This window comes from Providencia sp. 2.29 (genome assembly GCF_015832305.1).
Taxonomy (GTDB): domain Bacteria; phylum Pseudomonadota; class Gammaproteobacteria; order Enterobacterales; family Enterobacteriaceae; genus Providencia; species Providencia stuartii.
This window is the reverse complement of sequence record NZ_CP065420.1, coordinates 4,212,189-4,229,329: the sequence shown is the minus strand read 5'-3', so window position 1 is coordinate 4,229,329 and position 17,141 is coordinate 4,212,189. Positions and strand designations below refer to the sequence as shown.

Sequence of the window (17,141 nt, the reverse complement as noted above, 5' to 3'; positions counted from 1 at the left end):
GCAAAGCCCTTTTTATGTTTTAAGCGGTAGGCGTAATTGTGGGTGAATCTTTTTTCGTTCTAAACACCCGTTTATTTATAAGACGTGCAATGATAATAAAAATCACAATACCAACGATGACGAAGAACTTATCTAAAGTGGCGATTTGTTGATTGGCCTTTATTGATAAATAGAGTAAGAATGCTAACAGGCTCATTATCGCCAGTAGTATAATGGTATTAATGAACGAAAGAAGCATTAAACGTTTTACCTTGAGTTGACTTCCTTGGAAAGGAATTGATCTATATATACTTAAAAGGAAGATAACGATAGCAGCTGCTGTTGCAGGAAATAACATGTCAGACGCTTGGTAACTCAGAAGCAAGAAACCTTTTAATATCAGTTGATTCTCCTTGAATAATGCAATGCTATATACTGTGATAAAGGTGATAACAAGCGTAAAACATAACATGGTTATGGTATAGAGTGCATTGTAAATTAACCCATGATTTTTTTTTGTTAATACGAAATCATGACGCGCTTTTTTACAAAAAAATATTCTTGGTATAAATAGCAAAATAAGTATCAAGACGTTGATAATGCTAACTATAATGGAAAACCTGTAGGCATACACTAAGCTGGGGCGATGATATAATCCTATCCCTCCAAATGTCTTGTTCATGACTATGCCACTTAAGTGTTGCGTAAATTTGAGAATAAAAAAGTAGACAATGGCAATACCCGCAACAATAAGGATATTTTTAAGGTTAGCTTGGTTCAATTTGGTGTAGTAAAAGATAAGGCAAGTGGAAAGTAGGAAGATAAAAATCTTAATGAACCACTCTACCCTTAGGCCATATATAATCGAATTTAAATAATGCGGTGGCGCGTATAATAATGGTTGGATTGTCACGCTATAAAACCACAAATATTCAGTGAGGATCCAAACACTCACAAATATGGCGGGTAATCTAAAAAAAGAGAGTTTGGCTGCATTTGATTGACTCATTTTTATTCCTAAATTTTAGAGAATCACATAATTGATAGCGGTGATATATAAATAGAAGATTACATTCCCGTTCAAAAATGCTATCAAGCTTACTGTCATTTTTACTTATTGTTCTGTATGGCATTAAATCATAATGCGTTGTTGCTACTCGAGAATGGATCATAACGTTTGCTATCTTAATGTTGCCATCGGGCATAAATATAGGAATTTTTCTTAGTAGCGTGAGAGCTAAAAACCTAAACTAACTTCGGATATATATTCACAATCTATAATTGCTTTTATTTAAAAGAAGCTCACGGCTCTCGCTTATTTGTTTCTTACGCATACAAAACAACGGATTAAGCAATATCACTATTGCAAATGTCGAGTAATAAATCAAACTCAAAGCAAAATATAAAGCACTATTCTGATATAACGCAACATTTCCCCAAGAACACTATTCTTTTCATTAATTGAAACTACTTAGAAAGAAAATAATGTAGATTGATAAGGTAAGTGTGAACGGTTTCTGTGGCTTCAATTAGCGTGCACTTACTATCTATGGCTGTTAATCTTAAGGTAAAGAGTGATGGAAAAGAGGTGAATCATGCTAAAACAAATTTGTGAACTGGCTATCGATGCAGGCTCTGCCATTATGGAGATCTATCATGCTCAAGAACCGCTACAAGTTGAGCAAAAAAGCGATAAATCTCCGGTGACGGCTGCGGATATTGCCGCTCATCAAATTATTACAGCGGGTTTGACTCGCATTGCACCGGATATTCCTCAGTTATCTGAAGAAGACCCCCCTTCATGGAATGAACGCAAAGGTTGGCAACGGTATTGGTTGGTTGATCCACTTGATGGCACAAAAGAATTTATTCATCGTAATGGGGATTTTACCGTTAACATTGCCTTGATTGAAAAGGGTATGCCCGTTATGGGGGTTATTTATGCGCCCGCCAAAGGCTTGCTCTATTATGCGGAGGGTAATCAAGCGTGGAAAGAAGAGGGTGGGCATAAACAGTCAATCCATGTTAAAGATATAACACCTCCAATCATAGCGATTAGCCGCTCTCATCAAGACGCTGAATTACGTGATTACCTTGCACAATTGGGGAACCATGACACGGTAGAAATTGGCTCATCATTAAAATTTTGCTTGGTAGCGGAAGGGAAAGCGCAGCTCTATCCTCGCTTTGGGCCAACTAACATTTGGGATACAGCAGCAGGGCATGCAATCGCAATGGCAGCTGGGGCTAAGGTGCTTGATTGGAATGGCAAAACATTAGATTACACACCACGTGAATCCTTTTTAAACCCAGGTTTTCGCGTAACGTTATTTTAAACTATGGTGAAATAATGTCGGGTAAATAACTTTATTTACCCGACAGCGCTGAATTAATTATCCAGTTTGAGCACTTTTGCCGTTGCCGCACGGATATCAGAGCAAGCTTTTGCATCGACTTTTAAGTCAATACCATAAGTTGGAATGATCTCTTTTAAGCGTGCTTCCCAGCCATCTGCACTAAGCTGCTCGGCAAAACAAGTTTTCAAAACGTTTAGCGCGATAAAGGCCGCAGTAGAAGCGCCCGGTGATGCTCCCATTAATACGGTGAAGGACTTATCTGCACTGGTAATTAGCTCCGTGCCGAATTCCAAGACCCCTTTCTTATCATGATCTGGCTTAATGATTTGTACACGTTGACCCGCGACAACTTCTTTCCAGTCTTCATGTTGTGCTTCAGGGTAGAACTCTTGTAGCATCGCAAACTGATGTGCTGATGTTTGTAATACTTGTCCAACTAAGTATTCCGCCAGCGACCAGTTATCTTTAGCAACTGCCAGCATCGGTTCGATGTTATTTAAGCGCACAGATTCAAACAAGTCTAAATAAGAGCCATGTTTAAGGAACTTACTGGAAAAACCCGCGTAAGGTCCGAATAGAAGTGAACGTTTGCCGCCAATGATACGTGTATCTAAGTGAGGCACTGACATCGGAGGGGAGCCTTTGCTTGCTTTACCATAAACTTTTGCATGATGGCGATTAGCAATCTCTTCGTTGTCGCAACGTAGCCAGATACCACTTACAGGGAAGCCACCGAAGCCTTTACCTTCTGGGATGCCTGATTTTTGTAGTAGCTCTATTGCACGTCCACCCGCGCCCACAAACACAAATTTCGCTGATGTGATGGTTTTTTCGTGAGTGAGTAGGTTTTTAACCTCAATATTCCATCGACCCTCTGCGGTTTTCTTAACATCAACCACTTCATGCTTGTAATGAACAGTGAAACCCGATTGCTGTGTTAATTGCTCCATCAATAAATGGGTCAATGCACCATAATCTACGTCAGCCCCCGTTACCACGCGTGTGACTGCAATGGCTTCTTTTGGATCACGGCCTTCCATAATCAACGGTGCCCACTCATTGATCTGCTTAGGATCATCACTGTATTCCATGTTTTGGTAGCAGTGGTGAGCAGACATTTGGCGATAGCGTTGCTGGAGGAATTTTACGTTATCATCACCCCAAACAAAGCTCATATGTGGGCAAGGGTGAATGAAGTCACGGGGATCTTTGATTTTACCTTTGGTGACAAGATAGGACCAAAGTTGACGTGATAGGTCAAATTCAGTATTAACTTCAAGCGCTTTGCTGATATCCACTGTACCATCTGGGTTCGGTGGCGTGTAGTTCATTTCACAGTTTGCTGCGTGACCTGTTCCCGCATTATTCCATGGGTGGGAACTTTCTTGAGCACAGTCATTGAGTCTTTCAAATATCGCAATATTTAGCGATGGCTCAAGCTCTTTTAAAAAAGTTGCGAGTGTGGTGCTCATGATACCTGCGCCAATGAGCGCAATATCAACTTGTTCTGAAATAGGCTTACTCATTCAAAAAACTCCTAAGACTTAGAGGGTTTAAAACACAGTTCAGTGCCTTCTTGATAAACAACATAAGCACGGCGCCATGGTTCATCACCAATTAAACGCCATTTATGGCCAGTACCTGTGTTGTCTTGTGCGAGTAAAATATCACCAGGCTTGATAATAAAAGTTGAGCCGTCTTTGGTTTCGAATTCTAAAGTGCCTGAAAGTGTGATGACATAACGTGGTACAGGATCTTTATGCCAATCCCAAGACCCACCAGAGGTTGTTTCACGAAATGAAAGTTCACTGACGGCAATAGCAGGCGTTTCTTTATCGCCTCTAGCTTCACCACTTAATTCAATCGTACCTTCTTCAAAAAGAGAATTGCCATCTTCACCGGTCCACATACGAACACAACGTATCATATTATTAACCTCTTACATTTTATATGGCTGAACAAACAACTTAATTGGTAAAAGAGTGAGACTTTCAATAAAGGACTTTCTAAAAAAGACTAAACTGAAAATTAATAATTAACCTACTCGTTATTGTTGTAAATATAAAATATCACATTATTTGATTGTATCGTGTTTTATTTAAAATAAACACTGTAGTTATTAGATTAATAGTTCCTGATAGTATATTTGTGAATAAAAAATTATCGTAACCTATTGATTGTAATTTGGTATTTTTATTTATTTTTTGAGCTGGGATAAGAAATGTCAATATTTCTAGTATAGAGGAAATAAAACGTATTAATGTAAAAATATAAGAAGAAATAAACCCTATTTAATTTTCCTTCTTGGTTCTTATCAAGAAGGAAAATAGAATAATATAAATAGTACTTTTAATGACTCTTTAAAATATTATTTAGGGCAATGTGTTGTATAAGCATAATCGTTTTTCCATCAACAATCTCACCACTTTTTATCGCGGCTAATGCTTTTGGGAATTCCCACTCTAATACTTCAATATCTTCACCTTCCTCGGTAAGCCCACCTCCCGAATTGATGCGGTCGCCATCGTGATATTCGGCAATATAAAAATAGAGTTTTTCGGTGACGGAGCCTGGGCTCATATAGGCTTCATAGACTTTTTCTATTTTTTCGATACGAAAACCTGTTTCTTCTTCTGTTTCGGCAATAATGCGTTCTTCGGGCGATGCATTATCAAGCAACCCAGCCGCAGCTTCGATAAGAAAATGAGGATAGCCGTTGATATACAAAGGAAGGCGGAATTGGCGGATCAGTATAATGGTATTTTTCGCTTGGTTGTAAAGTAGGATAACAGCCCCGTCTCCTCTGTCATATGACTCACGGGTTTGCTGCTGCCAACGACCATCGCGGCGTTGAATTTCGTAAGTGTATTTTTTTAAGGTATACCAATTATCAGAGAGTAAAGTTTCACGAATATGACGGATTTGGGGCGTTTTAGCAGACATGATGTTACCTTAGTAATAGGGGTAACGGTTAATTTAGCACTGTGGTCACCATCCTTAAATAAGAGTTTATGCCAGTTTTATCACATCAATCTCTATCAATATAAATAAGGCAGCCGTAGCGGCTACCTTAATTTTTACCAAAAGATTATTTTATAATTTGGATCTGTTTGACTTCCACTTCGCGTGTATTCCAGTCTTTGTCGATTTTACCGCGGATCTCTACTTTATCTTTTGGCGTGACATTAATGCCATTCCAGCGTTTTGGGCTAATTTCGAGATTGATGGTGCCTGTCCCATCGGTAAACTCATAATGTTTTTGATCTAACTGCTTAACAATATTACCACGCAAGATCACCCAGCTATCATCGGATAAATCGAGAGCTTTAGCGACCGTAGTTTCGCCGCTATTTGGGCCAGAAAAGCCACCAGCTTGGTTTGTTTGATTGGTGGTCGTCTGAGCCGCGCCTGGTCCATCAAAGCCACCATTTGCAGCGAGTACAGGTGCAGAAGCTAATGCAGCAATTAACGCGATTAAGGGTAATTTTTTCATAGTGGTCCTCTCCATTTGTTACCAAAATTTGTTTACGGGAGCTATTAAAACAAGAAATTCTTAACAGGATCTTAAGAACCCACAGAAAAAAAATATATTTTAAATTTAGTTCATAACAACTGGTCATATCCAAATTAATCGGATAAATATAACAATATTCTAATAAAGGAGAAAATCATGCGTATTTTGCTGATCGAAGATGACCGGTTAATTGGCGATGGTTTAAAAGTAGGATTAAGCCAACTTGGCTTTACCATTGATTGGTTTGCCGATGGTAAGCAAGGGCAAGTCGCCTTATTCGATGCGCCTTATGATGCCGTGATACTCGACCTTTCTCTGCCGAGTGTAGATGGTATGGAGATTTTGAAGTTTTGGCGCAAAGAAGGGCGTGATGAGCCTGTTTTAATATTAACCGCAAGAGATGCCTTGGATCAGCGAGTGCAAGGGCTACAACAAGGTGCCGATGACTACCTTTGTAAGCCCTTTGCGCTTGCAGAAGTTGCTGCGCGTTTGCAGGCATTAATTCGTCGGCGTAGCGGGCAATTGTCGCCAATATTAAAGCATGGTCATATTGAAATGGATCCTGTTGCAATGACTGTCACCTGTCACGGTGAACGTATCGAATTAAAAAGTAAGGAGTTATCTCTATTATCCTTGTTTTTACATAATCCAAACAAGGTGCTGTCTCGTGCCTTCATTGAGGAAAAATTGTATAACTGGGATGAAGAGGTATCCAGCAATGCCGTCGAGGTGCATATTCACCATTTACGGCGTAAGTTAGGTACACGTTTTATTCGAACAGTTCATGGTGTCGGCTACCGTTTAGGTGAGGAAGCATGAAAACCTTTAGCTTACGCTTAAAATTGACACTCATGCTGTTGCTACTCGCGCTAATGACGTGGGGAGTGGCGAGTTTACTTGCGTGGCATCAAACATATAAAACGATCAATGAACTGTTTGATACTCAGCAAATGGTATTTGCTAAACGTTTGTCTGTATTACCTTCTGATCTCGATTTTAATGATGTTTCATTAGCAAAAACGAAGAAAATCTTACGTAAAAACCGTGGTAATCAAGATGATGATGCGCTGGCATTCGCCATTTTCACACCTCAAGGGGAGATGGTACTGAATGACGGTGATAATGGGCGCAAAATCCCGTTTAACTTTAGCCGAGAAGGGTTTACCGAAGGCAAAATTAAAGGAAGTGATGATGAATGGCGCTTTGTTTGGCTAAGATCATCGGAAGGGCAATATATTATTGTCGTGGGGCAAGAGTGGGAATATCGGCAAGATATGGCGATGGAGATTATGGTTGCGCAGTTTTTACCTTGGCTAATTGCGCTGCCTATCATGCTAATCCTGTTTTTATGGTTATTAACGCGTGCATTGAGGCCATTACATCAAGTCACAACCCAACTCTATCAACGGCGGCCCGATGAGCTGAGTTCAGTGCATGTTGAGCGGCTCCCCTCAGAAGTCAAGCCAATGTTAGATGCACTCAATAGCTTATTTACGCGTATTCAAGCGATGTTTGCTCGTGAACGCCAATTTACCTCGGATGCGGCCCATGAGCTACGTAGTCCGTTGGCAGCACTGAAAGTGCAGGCCGAAGTTGTGCAGATAGCAGGGCATGATCCTACCATTCGAGAACATGCGGTTGCTAACTTATCCGAAGGGATCGATAGAGCCACACGTCTTGTCGATCAGCTATTAACGCTTTCTCGTTTAGAGTCATTGTCACAGCTTGATGATGTGGAGCAACTTTCATGGTTAGCCTTAATTGAGTCTGCACTGCAAGATATCTCATTAGAGGCGAAAGCTGCACAGACGACAATGGATGTTGTAGTGGTTAATGAGCCACCATTATTGACTGGGCAGCGTCTGTTATTAGCTATCCTTTTAAGGAATTTGCTACATAATGCCATTCGCTATGGTAAGGCTGGTGGAAAAGTAGATATTGTACTGAATAAGGATCACCTCACGATCCATGATGATGGGCAAGGGGTAACTCAGGATGTTCTTAAACGGTTAGGTGAACGCTTTTATCGTCCACCGGGGCAAGAGAAAACAGGTAGTGGTTTAGGGTTATCTATTGCGAAACAGATTGCTGAGCTACACCATTTCAGATTGGCTTTTGCAAATGGCGAAAATGGCGGTTTTTGCGTCAAAATCACTTGGTAATAATGCTTGGTTATTAATAAATTCCAAATAATTATTCACCATATAAATTTAGTGGCTAATAAGCCTTTTTAGAATAACTCACTAGTGATAGATAAACTCACACCTCTCTTTTAATATGTGCACGACAGCGATGTTTCCGTGCACAAGAGGTGATGAGCGCTATTGAGCAAGTTCAGATTTAATTAATGTGATCACTTTATCCACTTCAGGGGCAGTGAGCGCACCGTCTTTGAAGTAAAGCACTTTTCCTTGTTTATTCAAGATGATAATCGCTGAACTTTCTGGTGCGAGATGCCATGCTTTTTTAACGACACCATCGCTATCAACGATAAATTGCGAATAAGGAAACTCTTTTTTGCTGTCTTCAACACTGTTACTGACGAAAACACCTGTGCCAAAAATGGCATCATCCGCATTGATAATTGAGGTTGTTTGATAAGCATCATGGGGAAAATTCGCTTTTTTGATCGCTTCAATCAATGGTGCATTCAGCTCTTTAGCGGAAGAGCGCCCCGCAATATGTTGAACTGTACGGACTTTTCCTGGTAATTGTTGGCTTTTCCACTCTTGATAGGAAAATTTCCCCTCTTGACTTAATAGCATCTCTCCTTTGTCTGTAACAGAAACTGCCGGTACAGGTTGATTTAGTTGGATTTGGCTTGCGAAAGCTGTGGATGATAAGGTGAGTAGGCAAGCAAGTAAAAAATTCTTTTTAATCATTATATTACCTCATTATTACTTGGTTTGAGAGTGTCATGCAATGACTGAAACATGGCAGTCATGTTTTGCGCTTACAGTTATAGCATAGCTCATCCGATGAGTTGTGAAACTGAAATTAACATTTTTGCAAAATTTAGCATAACTACAAAGTTTTTGAGGTTATTGACAGAATGTTCGTAGTGTCATTTTCTGTAAATGAATTGAATAAAACTGCAATAATAGAACCAAAGTAAATATTACTGGTCTATTATTAACGAGCGGTATGAGTGAACGAGTATCGTATGACAAAAGGAAAGGAAAAGTTCTAATGAAAATATTTAACCGTTATAACCCATCCAAAATTGCACTCTACGTTAAAACGCTATTCCGTGGTCGTATTTACATCAAAGGCTTTGGTGCATTTGAATTCAATTACGGCAAAATCTTACCACCTAAAGTGGGTGATAAGCGCCACTACAATGTAATGAGTGAGGTGAATAAACAAGTTCTGGTTCTACAATCTGAGTTGGGGTAAATGCTGTTGATTTAATTAAATAGTTGTTCGCTATTTAATTAAAAGCAGCGCCACACAAAGTGGCGCATCAAATGAAACGGCTTCGCTGTAAAGTATTACTCTTTGACTTTTTGTGTTGGTTGTTCTGCGTTAGCCGTTTCTGTGTTGTTTTTACCCGCTTGAACCACGACAGGTGCGGGTGGCGTTGTAATTCGGGTGACAAGCAACTGATCAATCTTATAGTTATCGATATCGACAACTTCAAATTTATAGCCTGCATATTTCACATAATCAGTACGTTTCGGCATTTTCCTTAAACGGTACATCATAAAGCCTGCGATGGTCTCGTAATTACTCACATCAGGGAATTCATCGATATCTAAAATACGCTGTACATCTTCAATCGGAGTACCGCCTTCAACCAGCCATGAGTTTTCATCCCGCGTGATAATCTGCTCTTCTTGGCCTGGCCCAATCAGATCACCCATTAATGTTGTCATAACGTCGTTGATCGTAATAAGTCCCATCACAAGAGCGTACTCGTTGAGAATGACGGCAAAATCGACCCCATTTGTTTTAAAAGCTTCGAGTGTATCGGAAAGCGAGAGGGTATCGGGGATCATCAGCGCATTTTGAATATGAACGCCATCTTGTAAGTTAAGGCTTTGACCATTCAAAACACGATTTAGCAAGACTTTTGAATCAACAAAGCCAATGACATGGTCAATATCACCACTGCAAACTAAAAACTTAGAATGCGGCTCGGTTGAAATTTTATGTTTAATACTCTCCTCTGACTCTTCTTTATCAAAGAAGATAATACTTTCACGTGGCGTCATTGCAGAGGGAACGGTGCGTGATTCAAGTTCAAATACGTTTTCAATCAGTTCGTGCTCTTGCTTACGCAGCACACCTGCAACCGCCCCCGCTTCGACCACAGCAAAAATATCATCGGAGGTAATATCTTCATTACGTGCCGTTGGTAACTTGAAAATTTTGAAGATCAGGTTTGCAAGACCATTAAAAAACCAAACTAAAGGGCTTAATACGGTCAAACAAAAACGCATTGGATTGACAATTCGCACTGCGATGGCTTCAGGTTTCACCATTCCAATACGCTTAGGCGTTAGATCCGCCACTAAAATAAATAGGCTGGTGACAATCGTAAATGAAAGAATGGATGCGGTTTGCTGTGCCCAAGTTGGTGATAAGAAATGAATAAATACCTCTTGTAGTGATGGCGCAAAAGCAGATTCGCCGACAATACCTGCTAAGATGGCGACGGCGTTAAGGCCAATTTGCACTACGGTAAAAAACATACCCGGCATTTCTTGTAATTTTAGAACACGAGCGGCATTAACATTGCCCTCATCAGCCATGAGTTTCAATTTAATGCGGCGAGATGCTGCCAATGATATTTCTGACAGCGAAAAAAATGCGCTGATAGCACATAATAAAAGTACGATTAGTAAACTGTTAAGCATAAATTATCCAGACATTACCTTCAGGTATAACGGATCTTGATTTGAGATCACCTGAAGGTAACTCGTTCTACTACATAGGTAAAAATAACGCGGAGTGCGCAAAAATTCGGTTAGTGGCGTTATTATAGCATTAGGTTAAATTTTCTGCCTAGTTTATGTTCTGTGGTGGTAAACAAATGCCGATTCCACCTAAACCACAATAGCCTGCTGGGTTTTTGTGAAGATACTGTTGATGGTAATCTTCCGCAAAATAAAACACTTCAAATGGCATGATTTCTGTGGTGATTTGGCGTGGATCACCCTGTGCTGCCATCGCTTGTTGATAAGCGTCCCGCGTCTTTGTGGCTTGCTGTAATTGCGAATCAGAGACGGTGTAGATAGCCGAACGGTATTGGGTGCCAATGTCACCCCCTTGGCGCATACCTTGTGCTGGATCGTGGTTTTCCCAAAACAGGGTCAGTAAGTCTGCATAACTAATAGTTTGTGGGTCAAAGACGACTCTCACGATTTCAGTATGGCCGGTGAGACCCGTACACACTTCTTCGTAAGTTGGATTTGGCGTAATCCCGCCACTATAGCCAGCGGATGTTGAGTAAACGCCCGGTTGCTGCCAAAATAAACGCTCAACTCCCCAAAAACAGCCCATCGCAAAATAGGCAATTTCAGCGTTCTTCGGAATATTGTCAATCGAATGATGGTTAACCGCATGGTATGGTGAATGGGGAATAGCACTTTGCCTACCGGGTAGCGCTTGGGAAATATTTATGGGTTGTGACTGATTAGATGACATAACTATTCCTATGAGTAATGTTGTGCACGTTAGGTAAAAATTAGGATAAAAACTTGTATCTAAAATTTATTTTACTCAAAATAAATTGATATGGAGTCTTTAGTCAAACTATCAATGAACTTAGGAGCGGGCGTGTCAAAATACCCTATCATTTGTTTTCTCAGCTTAACGGCGGCGGTTTCTACGGCATATGCTGCAAATCTTCGCCTTAATATTGAAGGGCTTGAGGGGCAACCGAATCAGAACGTCCGAGTTCAATTATCTACGATTTCTCAAGATGAAGTTGTGCCTAATGGCCGCTTCCGCGCTCGGGTAACAAAAGCGATTGAGGATGGTTTAAAGCCGTTAGGCTACTACCAACCAAAAATTGAATTCAGCTATCAAGAAAATAAGCCACCAGCGCGTTCTGTGCTGACAGCGAAAGTGACTTTGGGTGAACCCATTCGAGTACAGGGTGTAAATATTGAATTAGAAGGGGGAGCCAAAAACGACCCTGACTATGCCAAAATGATTAAAAGTAATACACCCAAAATTGGTACGATCCAAAATGATGGTGAATATGAAAGCTTTAAAGGGAAGTTTAGTAGCCTAGCGATCCGTAAAGGTTATTTCGATGCGATAATGGAAAAAAGTCAGTTAGGGATATCGCTAGACCACCACGCGTCTTATTGGGATTTTAATTTTAATAGTGGTGAGCGTTATCGATTTGGTGCTATTTCCTATGAAGGTTCTCAAATTCGCACGGATTACCTAAATAACCTTGCTCCCTTTAAAGAGGGGGAATATTACACGTCAGAGCAATTAGCTGAATTTAACCGCCGATTAGTCGAAACTGGCTGGTTTACTTCGGCTATTGTCACTCCAAACATCGCTAAAGCGCGAGAAGATGATACTGACATATTGCCGATGGAAGGGGTGATGGTGCCTCGGGCAAAAAACTTTGTTGAATTGGGGGGCGGTTATGCGACAGACGTGGGGCCGCGTGTCAAAGCAACATGGAATAAGCCATGGGTCAACTCTCGTGGGCAAAGTATTACATCCAATATTAGCCTATCACAGCCAGAACAAATTATTGATGCAAGCTATAAGATCCCCCTTAAAGCCAATCCACTTGAACAATATTATGCCGTTCAAGGGGGGTATAAACGTACTGATTTAAACGATACGGAGTCTGATACCACAACGTTAAATCTGTCTCGTAACTGGGATTACTCCAGCGGTTGGCAGTATGGCGTCAATATGCGTTGGATGCTCAGTCACTTTACTCAGGCAGATGTCACAAATACCACGATGCTGCTCTATCCAGGGGCAAATGCGAGTCGCATTCGTCAACGCGGAGGGGTGATGCCAAGTTGGGGTGATAGCCAACGTTATTCTGTTGATTACTCAAATGAAATTTGGGGATCAGATATTGATTTTCTCGTGTTACAAACAAAACAGGTCTGGATCCGTTCTCCTTGGGAAGGGCACCGTTTTGTGTTTAGAGGCAACTTAGGTTGGATTGAAACTAATAACTTTGACAAAGTACCGCCAGACTTGCGTTTCTTCGCAGGGGGTGATGGCAGTGTACGTGGTTACGGTTACCAAAAAATCTCTCCAGAGGATAGTAAAGGCAAGCTAACCGGGGCATCTAAACTGGTTGTCGGCTCTATCGAGTATGATTACAACTTCACGGGTAATTGGTGGGGCGCCGCGTTCGTTGATACCGGTGAAGCAGTTAACGATATTAAGAAAAGCGATTTTAAAACAGGGGCCGGTGTTGGCGTCCGTTGGGTTTCTCCTGTAGGGCCAATTAAATTCGATTTGGCCACCCCAATTGGAGATTCGGATAACAATAAAATTCAATTTTACATCGGCTTGGGGACAGAACTATGAAATGGATGAAGTGGTTAAAATGGACAGGTCTCACCATTTTATTAGTCTTGATCTTCGTTTTTGCCGCGCTAGGCTGGGTACTTGGCACACAATCGGGCCTGCATTTTGCCTTGAACAGCGCCACCCGTTTTGTATCGGGGTTAGAAATCCGTTCGATTGAAGGGGATATCAATAATCTCACCTTGACCGACGTAAAATACCAAATGCCAGGTGTTGATGTGAATGCTGGAAAATTACATCTGGCGTTACGTTTAGGCTGTTTGACTAATCGGGAATTATGTATTGATGATCTTTCGACCGAAAATGTGGTCGTTAATGTTGATACATCCAAAATGCCACCTTCAGAAGAGACACCACCTTCTGAGCCATTAACAGAGTTAAATGCGCCACTGACCATCAACCTAAATCAACTACAACTGACTTCAACGCAAGTCAATGTGGATGGAATGGCGATTGATTTAGGGAAGTTTAAAACGGGTATTTACTGGCAGAAAAAAGCGTTAACGGTAACGCCAACCGATATTATTGATTTGGCGATTAATTTACCTGAAAACAAAGAGGCACCACCAGAAGAGCCCGTCAAAGAAGTCGCGACTGGCGAAGAAAAATCTATTGGTGAAACGCTAAAAACATTATTCGCCAAACCGTTATTAGCGGAATTGCCGGAAGTGATTTTGCCTGTTGATCTAAATGTTGAAGGTATTAATGGTTCAAACTTGCAACTGACGGGAGCAACCGAAGCGGTTATTAATAGTTTGAATTTAACGCTTTCAAACGATGGGCAAAACGTTTTACTTAAGAAATTTACGATTGATTCACCGCAAGGTAATGTCGCCTTATCAGGCACCGCAACATTACAGGATAAGTGGCCGGTTTCTTTGTCGATAACAGGGGAAAGCCGCCTTGAAGATCTTAATGGACAAAAGATTGATTTATCCCTTAAAGGTGGATTGCTCGAAGAGTTAAAACTGGCACTGAATCTCAGTGGGCCAGTGAATGCGACGTTGAATGCTCAGACCGATCTTGGTCAGGCAGACTTACCTATTCAATTAACGCTAGAGAGCCAAAAATTGAGCTGGCCGCTGGTGGGAGAGGCTCAATATCAGCTTGATGGCACTCGTTTACGCTTAAATGGGCGTCCTTCGGCTTATGATTTGTCCCTTCGCTCTGCGATTACCGGACAAGATATTCCACCTTCAACGCTAATGTTGGATGCGAAAGGTAATGAAGAGCAAATTAACCTTACGCGCCTACGTTTAGCGGCGTTGCAAGGTAATGCGGATATTACGGGGGTGGCTGACTGGAGCAAAGCGATCAGTTGGAATGCAGTACTGACGTTATCAGGTATCAATACCGCAAAACAGTGGCCTGAATGGCCAGCAAAAGTCGATGGTAAGATTGCCACTCGCGGTAGTCTTTATGGCGGTAGCTGGCAGTTACAAGTCCCTGAGATTAGCTTAGACGGTAACGTCAAGAATAATCCGCTAAAAGCACGCGGTCAGGCTTCAGGTAATGCGGCAGGGCAATGGAATATACCTGATCTGAAACTGTCATTGGGTAAAAACCACCTTGATGTTAAAGGAAGCCTTGCGGACAAATGGAACCTAGATACTAAAATCAATGCACCGGGCCTTGATGGCATATTGCCGGGGCTAGGTGGTGTGATCATCGGTGATGTAAAACTACGCGGTGACCTCGACGCGCCAGAGGTACAAGCGGATCTTGCCGCTCGTGGGGTGAGATGGCAAAAAGACCTATCCATTGATAATGCGGTTATTAAAGGAAAAGTCACATCGGGTGAGCAAATCAAAGGGGATTTATCCGTCGTTGTTCGCCAACTCAAACAGGCTGACTTGGTGATCAGCCAGCTAACATTAGATGCGAATGGGAGCGAGAAAAAACATACCGTAAAATTGGATGTGAAAGGTGAGCCAGTTTCGGGGCGCTTAACGTTAGCAGGTGGTTTCGATCGCCAAACTGAAACATGGAAAGGTAATCTCAGCAATACCTTATTTGAAACGCCAGTGGGTGAATGGCAATTAAGTAAGGTCATGGCGCTGGACTATGCAAACCAAACGCAAGAAGTGACTATTGGTACTCACTGTTGGGTGAATACCAATGCACGCCTTTGTGTTCCCAAACCGATTAAAGCAGGGAAAAGCGGTAGCGCCGATGTTGTGTTAGAACGCTTTGACCTTGCGATGTTAAAACCGTTCCTGACAGATGAGACACGCGTCAAAGGCGTATTTAGCGGTAAAGCCAATGTGGTATGGAAGGATGATGGCAGCTTGCCACAAGCTAAAGTCGATCTTAAAGGTGATGGTGTTAAAGCTGTTCAATTGGTTCAAGGTACACTATTACCGTTAGAGTTTGAGACTCTGACCTTGAATGCCGCATTGAAAAATGGCAAAGCAGACCTGAATTGGTTGTTTAAAATTGCCAACAATGGGCAGTTAAAAGGCAATGTTCATATTGCTGATTTGGAAAAGAGACGGCAGCTTTCAGGTAATGTCGAAATCAATGCGATTACCTTAGCGTTAATTAAGCCGTTATTAGGCGAGAAAGAAGTTGCCAATGGTAACCTAAATGCCAATTTACGTCTTGGCGGAACGGCGAATAACCCATTGCTAAATGGTAATTTATCCCTTTCAGGCTTAGAGCTTAAATCGTCATTGATCCCATTTGATATCAAAAGTGGTCAATTAGGTATTGCCTTTAATGGCGCCAGCTCAGTCATGACGGGGCAAATTAATACGCCAGAAGGTTATCTGAATATTAATGGTGATGCGGATTGGCGTAAGGCAGAGGCATGGCACGCTAAAGTCATGGCCGTGGGTAACAATTTACGTGTATCCATGCCGCCAATGATCAAAGTGGATGTGCAGCCTGATATTGTGTTTGAAGCTTCACCGACCTTACTGACGTTAAACGGAAGTGTGAATATTCCGTGGGCAAGAATTACGGTTCAAGAAATTCCTGAATCAGCGGTAGGGGCTTCTTCCGATGTGGTGATGTTAGACAGTGACCTGAAACCTATTGAGAAGACAAGCACACCAATTCCAATTCAAACCAATCTGGATATTAAGATCGGCAACGATGTGATGTTGGATGCGTTTGGTCTGAAAGCTCGCTTAACAGGCATGTTGAAGGTACTGCAAAATAAACAAGGTCTGAGCTTAAATGGGCAAATCGATATTCCATCAGGGCGTTTCCGTGCTTATGGGCAAGATTTGATCGTGCGTAAAGGGCAAATCCAGTTCTCAGGTCCTCCGGAACAGCCTTTCTTGAACTTAGAAGCGATTCGTAATCCTGAAAACACAGCTGATAATGTGATTGCTGGTGTTAAGGTGACAGGGCTTGCAGACAAACCGAAAGTCGAGATATTCTCTGAGCCAGCCAAAACGCAACAAGAAGCTTTATCCTATTTGCTACGCGGAGAAGGATTAGAAAGCGGAGATGCTAATGGTTCACAAATGACATCAATGCTAATTGGACTCGGGGTGGCTCAAAGTGGGCAACTCGTAGGTAAGATTGGTGAAACATTTGGAGTATCTGATTTAGCCCTCGATACGCAAGGGGTTGGTGATAAATCACAAGTCGTGGTGAGCGGTAAAATTACCAATGACCTTCAAATTAAGTACGGTGTTGGTATATTTGACTCACTGGCAACGCTAACATTGCGTTATCGATTAATGCCTAAATTATATTTGGAAGCGGTGTCTGGTGTGAATCAGGCGCTGGATCTTCTTTATCAATTTGAGTTTTAA

Annotated in this window: 14 protein-coding genes; 6 read left to right on the top strand and 8 right to left on the bottom strand. The window is 41.6% G+C overall.

Going from position 1 to position 17,141, the window contains the following annotated elements:
- Positions 1-19: 19 nt before the first annotated feature.
- Positions 20-988, bottom strand: a complete 969-nt coding sequence (locus tag I3B46_RS20075; protein ID WP_036942656.1) for a hypothetical protein — start codon at positions 986-988, stop codon at positions 20-22.
- Positions 989-1,574: 586 nt separating this feature from the next.
- Here I3B46_RS20075 and cysQ point away from each other — a divergent pair.
- Positions 1,575-2,315, top strand: a complete 741-nt coding sequence (gene cysQ, locus I3B46_RS20070; protein ID WP_004915686.1) for a 3'(2'),5'-bisphosphate nucleotidase CysQ — start codon at positions 1,575-1,577, stop codon at positions 2,313-2,315.
- A 53-nt stretch (positions 2,316-2,368) separates the two neighbouring features.
- On the opposite strand, the gene mqo is transcribed toward cysQ, so the two are convergent.
- From mqo to I3B46_RS20050, 4 genes are all read right to left on the bottom strand, one after another.
- On the bottom strand, positions 2,369-3,862 hold the full coding sequence (gene mqo, locus I3B46_RS20065) for a malate dehydrogenase (quinone) (RefSeq protein WP_004915691.1): 1,494 nt from the start codon (positions 3,860-3,862) through the stop codon (positions 2,369-2,371).
- An 11-nt stretch (positions 3,863-3,873) separates the two neighbouring features.
- Positions 3,874-4,263 carry a cupin domain-containing protein gene (locus I3B46_RS20060; protein WP_014657311.1) on the bottom strand — a complete coding sequence of 130 codons (390 nt, stop codon included), beginning with the start codon at positions 4,261-4,263 and terminating at the stop codon, positions 3,874-3,876.
- Positions 4,264-4,685: 422 nt separating this feature from the next.
- Positions 4,686-5,279, bottom strand: coding sequence for an NUDIX domain-containing protein (locus I3B46_RS20055; RefSeq protein WP_014657312.1), 594 nt, complete (start codon positions 5,277-5,279; stop codon positions 4,686-4,688).
- Between the two features lie 145 nt (positions 5,280-5,424).
- A complete protein-coding gene (locus I3B46_RS20050; RefSeq protein ID WP_036942658.1) occupies positions 5,425-5,829 on the bottom strand; it encodes a YgiW/YdeI family stress tolerance OB fold protein in 405 nt (134 codons plus the stop codon).
- Positions 5,830-6,006: 177 nt separating this feature from the next.
- On the opposite strand from I3B46_RS20050, the gene qseB reads away from it, so the two are divergent.
- Both qseB and qseC read left to right on the top strand, forming a co-directional pair.
- Complete coding sequence (qseB, locus tag I3B46_RS20045; RefSeq protein WP_004915700.1) at positions 6,007-6,669, top strand: quorum sensing response regulator transcription factor QseB; 663 nt, start codon at positions 6,007-6,009, stop codon at positions 6,667-6,669.
- The gene (gene qseC / locus I3B46_RS20040) at positions 6,666-8,012 is read left to right on the top strand and encodes a quorum sensing histidine kinase QseC (RefSeq protein WP_014657314.1); all 1,347 of its coding nucleotides are present in this window, start codon (positions 6,666-6,668) and stop codon (positions 8,010-8,012) included. Before qseB ends, qseC begins: the two co-directional genes overlap by 4 nt.
- Positions 8,013-8,171: 159 nt before the next feature.
- Here the strand turns inward: qseC and I3B46_RS20035 are convergent, their stop codons facing one another.
- Positions 8,172-8,732 (bottom strand): YtfJ family protein, encoded by a 561-nt coding sequence (locus tag I3B46_RS20035; protein ID WP_004915703.1) that lies wholly within the window; start codon positions 8,730-8,732, stop codon positions 8,172-8,174.
- A gap of 307 nt (positions 8,733-9,039) precedes the next feature.
- On the opposite strand from I3B46_RS20035, the gene I3B46_RS20030 reads away from it, so the two are divergent.
- Complete coding sequence (locus I3B46_RS20030) at positions 9,040-9,246, top strand: DUF1107 domain-containing protein (RefSeq protein WP_014657315.1); 207 nt, start codon at positions 9,040-9,042, stop codon at positions 9,244-9,246.
- 95 nt (positions 9,247-9,341) lie between these two features.
- On the opposite strand, the gene I3B46_RS20025 is transcribed toward I3B46_RS20030, so the two are convergent.
- Both I3B46_RS20025 and msrA read right to left on the bottom strand, forming a co-directional pair.
- Complete coding sequence (locus tag I3B46_RS20025; RefSeq protein ID WP_014657316.1) at positions 9,342-10,709, bottom strand: hemolysin family protein; 1,368 nt, start codon at positions 10,707-10,709, stop codon at positions 9,342-9,344.
- A gap of 148 nt (positions 10,710-10,857) precedes the next feature.
- Complete coding sequence (msrA, locus tag I3B46_RS20020; protein ID WP_036942667.1) at positions 10,858-11,499, bottom strand: peptide-methionine (S)-S-oxide reductase MsrA; 642 nt, start codon at positions 11,497-11,499, stop codon at positions 10,858-10,860.
- Between the two features lie 132 nt (positions 11,500-11,631).
- Between msrA and tamA the strand changes: the two genes are divergently transcribed.
- Both tamA and tamB read left to right on the top strand, forming a co-directional pair.
- Complete coding sequence (gene tamA / locus I3B46_RS20015) at positions 11,632-13,374, top strand: autotransporter assembly complex protein TamA (RefSeq protein ID WP_036944083.1); 1,743 nt, start codon at positions 11,632-11,634, stop codon at positions 13,372-13,374.
- Positions 13,371-17,141 carry an autotransporter assembly complex protein TamB gene (tamB, locus tag I3B46_RS20010; RefSeq protein WP_163762204.1) on the top strand — a complete coding sequence of 1,257 codons (3,771 nt, stop codon included), beginning with the start codon at positions 13,371-13,373 and terminating at the stop codon, positions 17,139-17,141. The genes tamA and tamB overlap by 4 nt, the downstream gene beginning before the upstream one ends.

Excerpts from the sequence above, each read along its gene's own strand:
- I3B46_RS20075 (WP_036942656.1), bottom strand. The coding sequence starts at position 988 with ATGAGTCAATCAAATGCAGCCAAACTCTCTTTTTTTAGATTACCCGCC.
- cysQ (WP_004915686.1), top strand. The coding sequence starts at position 1,575 with ATGCTAAAACAAATTTGTGAACTGGCTATCGATGCAGGCTCTGCCATT.
- mqo (WP_004915691.1), bottom strand. The coding sequence starts at position 3,862 with ATGAGTAAGCCTATTTCAGAACAAGTTGATATTGCGCTCATTGGCGCA.
- I3B46_RS20060 (WP_014657311.1), bottom strand. The coding sequence starts at position 4,263 with ATGATACGTTGTGTTCGTATGTGGACCGGTGAAGATGGCAATTCTCTT.
- I3B46_RS20055 (WP_014657312.1), bottom strand. The coding sequence starts at position 5,279 with ATGTCTGCTAAAACGCCCCAAATCCGTCATATTCGTGAAACTTTACTC.
- I3B46_RS20050 (WP_036942658.1), bottom strand. The coding sequence starts at position 5,829 with ATGAAAAAATTACCCTTAATCGCGTTAATTGCTGCATTAGCTTCTGCA.
- qseB (WP_004915700.1), top strand. The coding sequence starts at position 6,007 with ATGCGTATTTTGCTGATCGAAGATGACCGGTTAATTGGCGATGGTTTA.
- qseC (WP_014657314.1), top strand. The coding sequence starts at position 6,666 with ATGAAAACCTTTAGCTTACGCTTAAAATTGACACTCATGCTGTTGCTA.
- I3B46_RS20035 (WP_004915703.1), bottom strand. The coding sequence starts at position 8,732 with ATGATTAAAAAGAATTTTTTACTTGCTTGCCTACTCACCTTATCATCC.
- I3B46_RS20030 (WP_014657315.1), top strand. The coding sequence starts at position 9,040 with ATGAAAATATTTAACCGTTATAACCCATCCAAAATTGCACTCTACGTT.
- I3B46_RS20025 (WP_014657316.1), bottom strand. The coding sequence starts at position 10,709 with ATGCTTAACAGTTTACTAATCGTACTTTTATTATGTGCTATCAGCGCA.
- msrA (WP_036942667.1), bottom strand. The coding sequence starts at position 11,499 with ATGTCATCTAATCAGTCACAACCCATAAATATTTCCCAAGCGCTACCC.
- tamB (WP_163762204.1), top strand. The coding sequence starts at position 13,371 with ATGAAATGGATGAAGTGGTTAAAATGGACAGGTCTCACCATTTTATTA.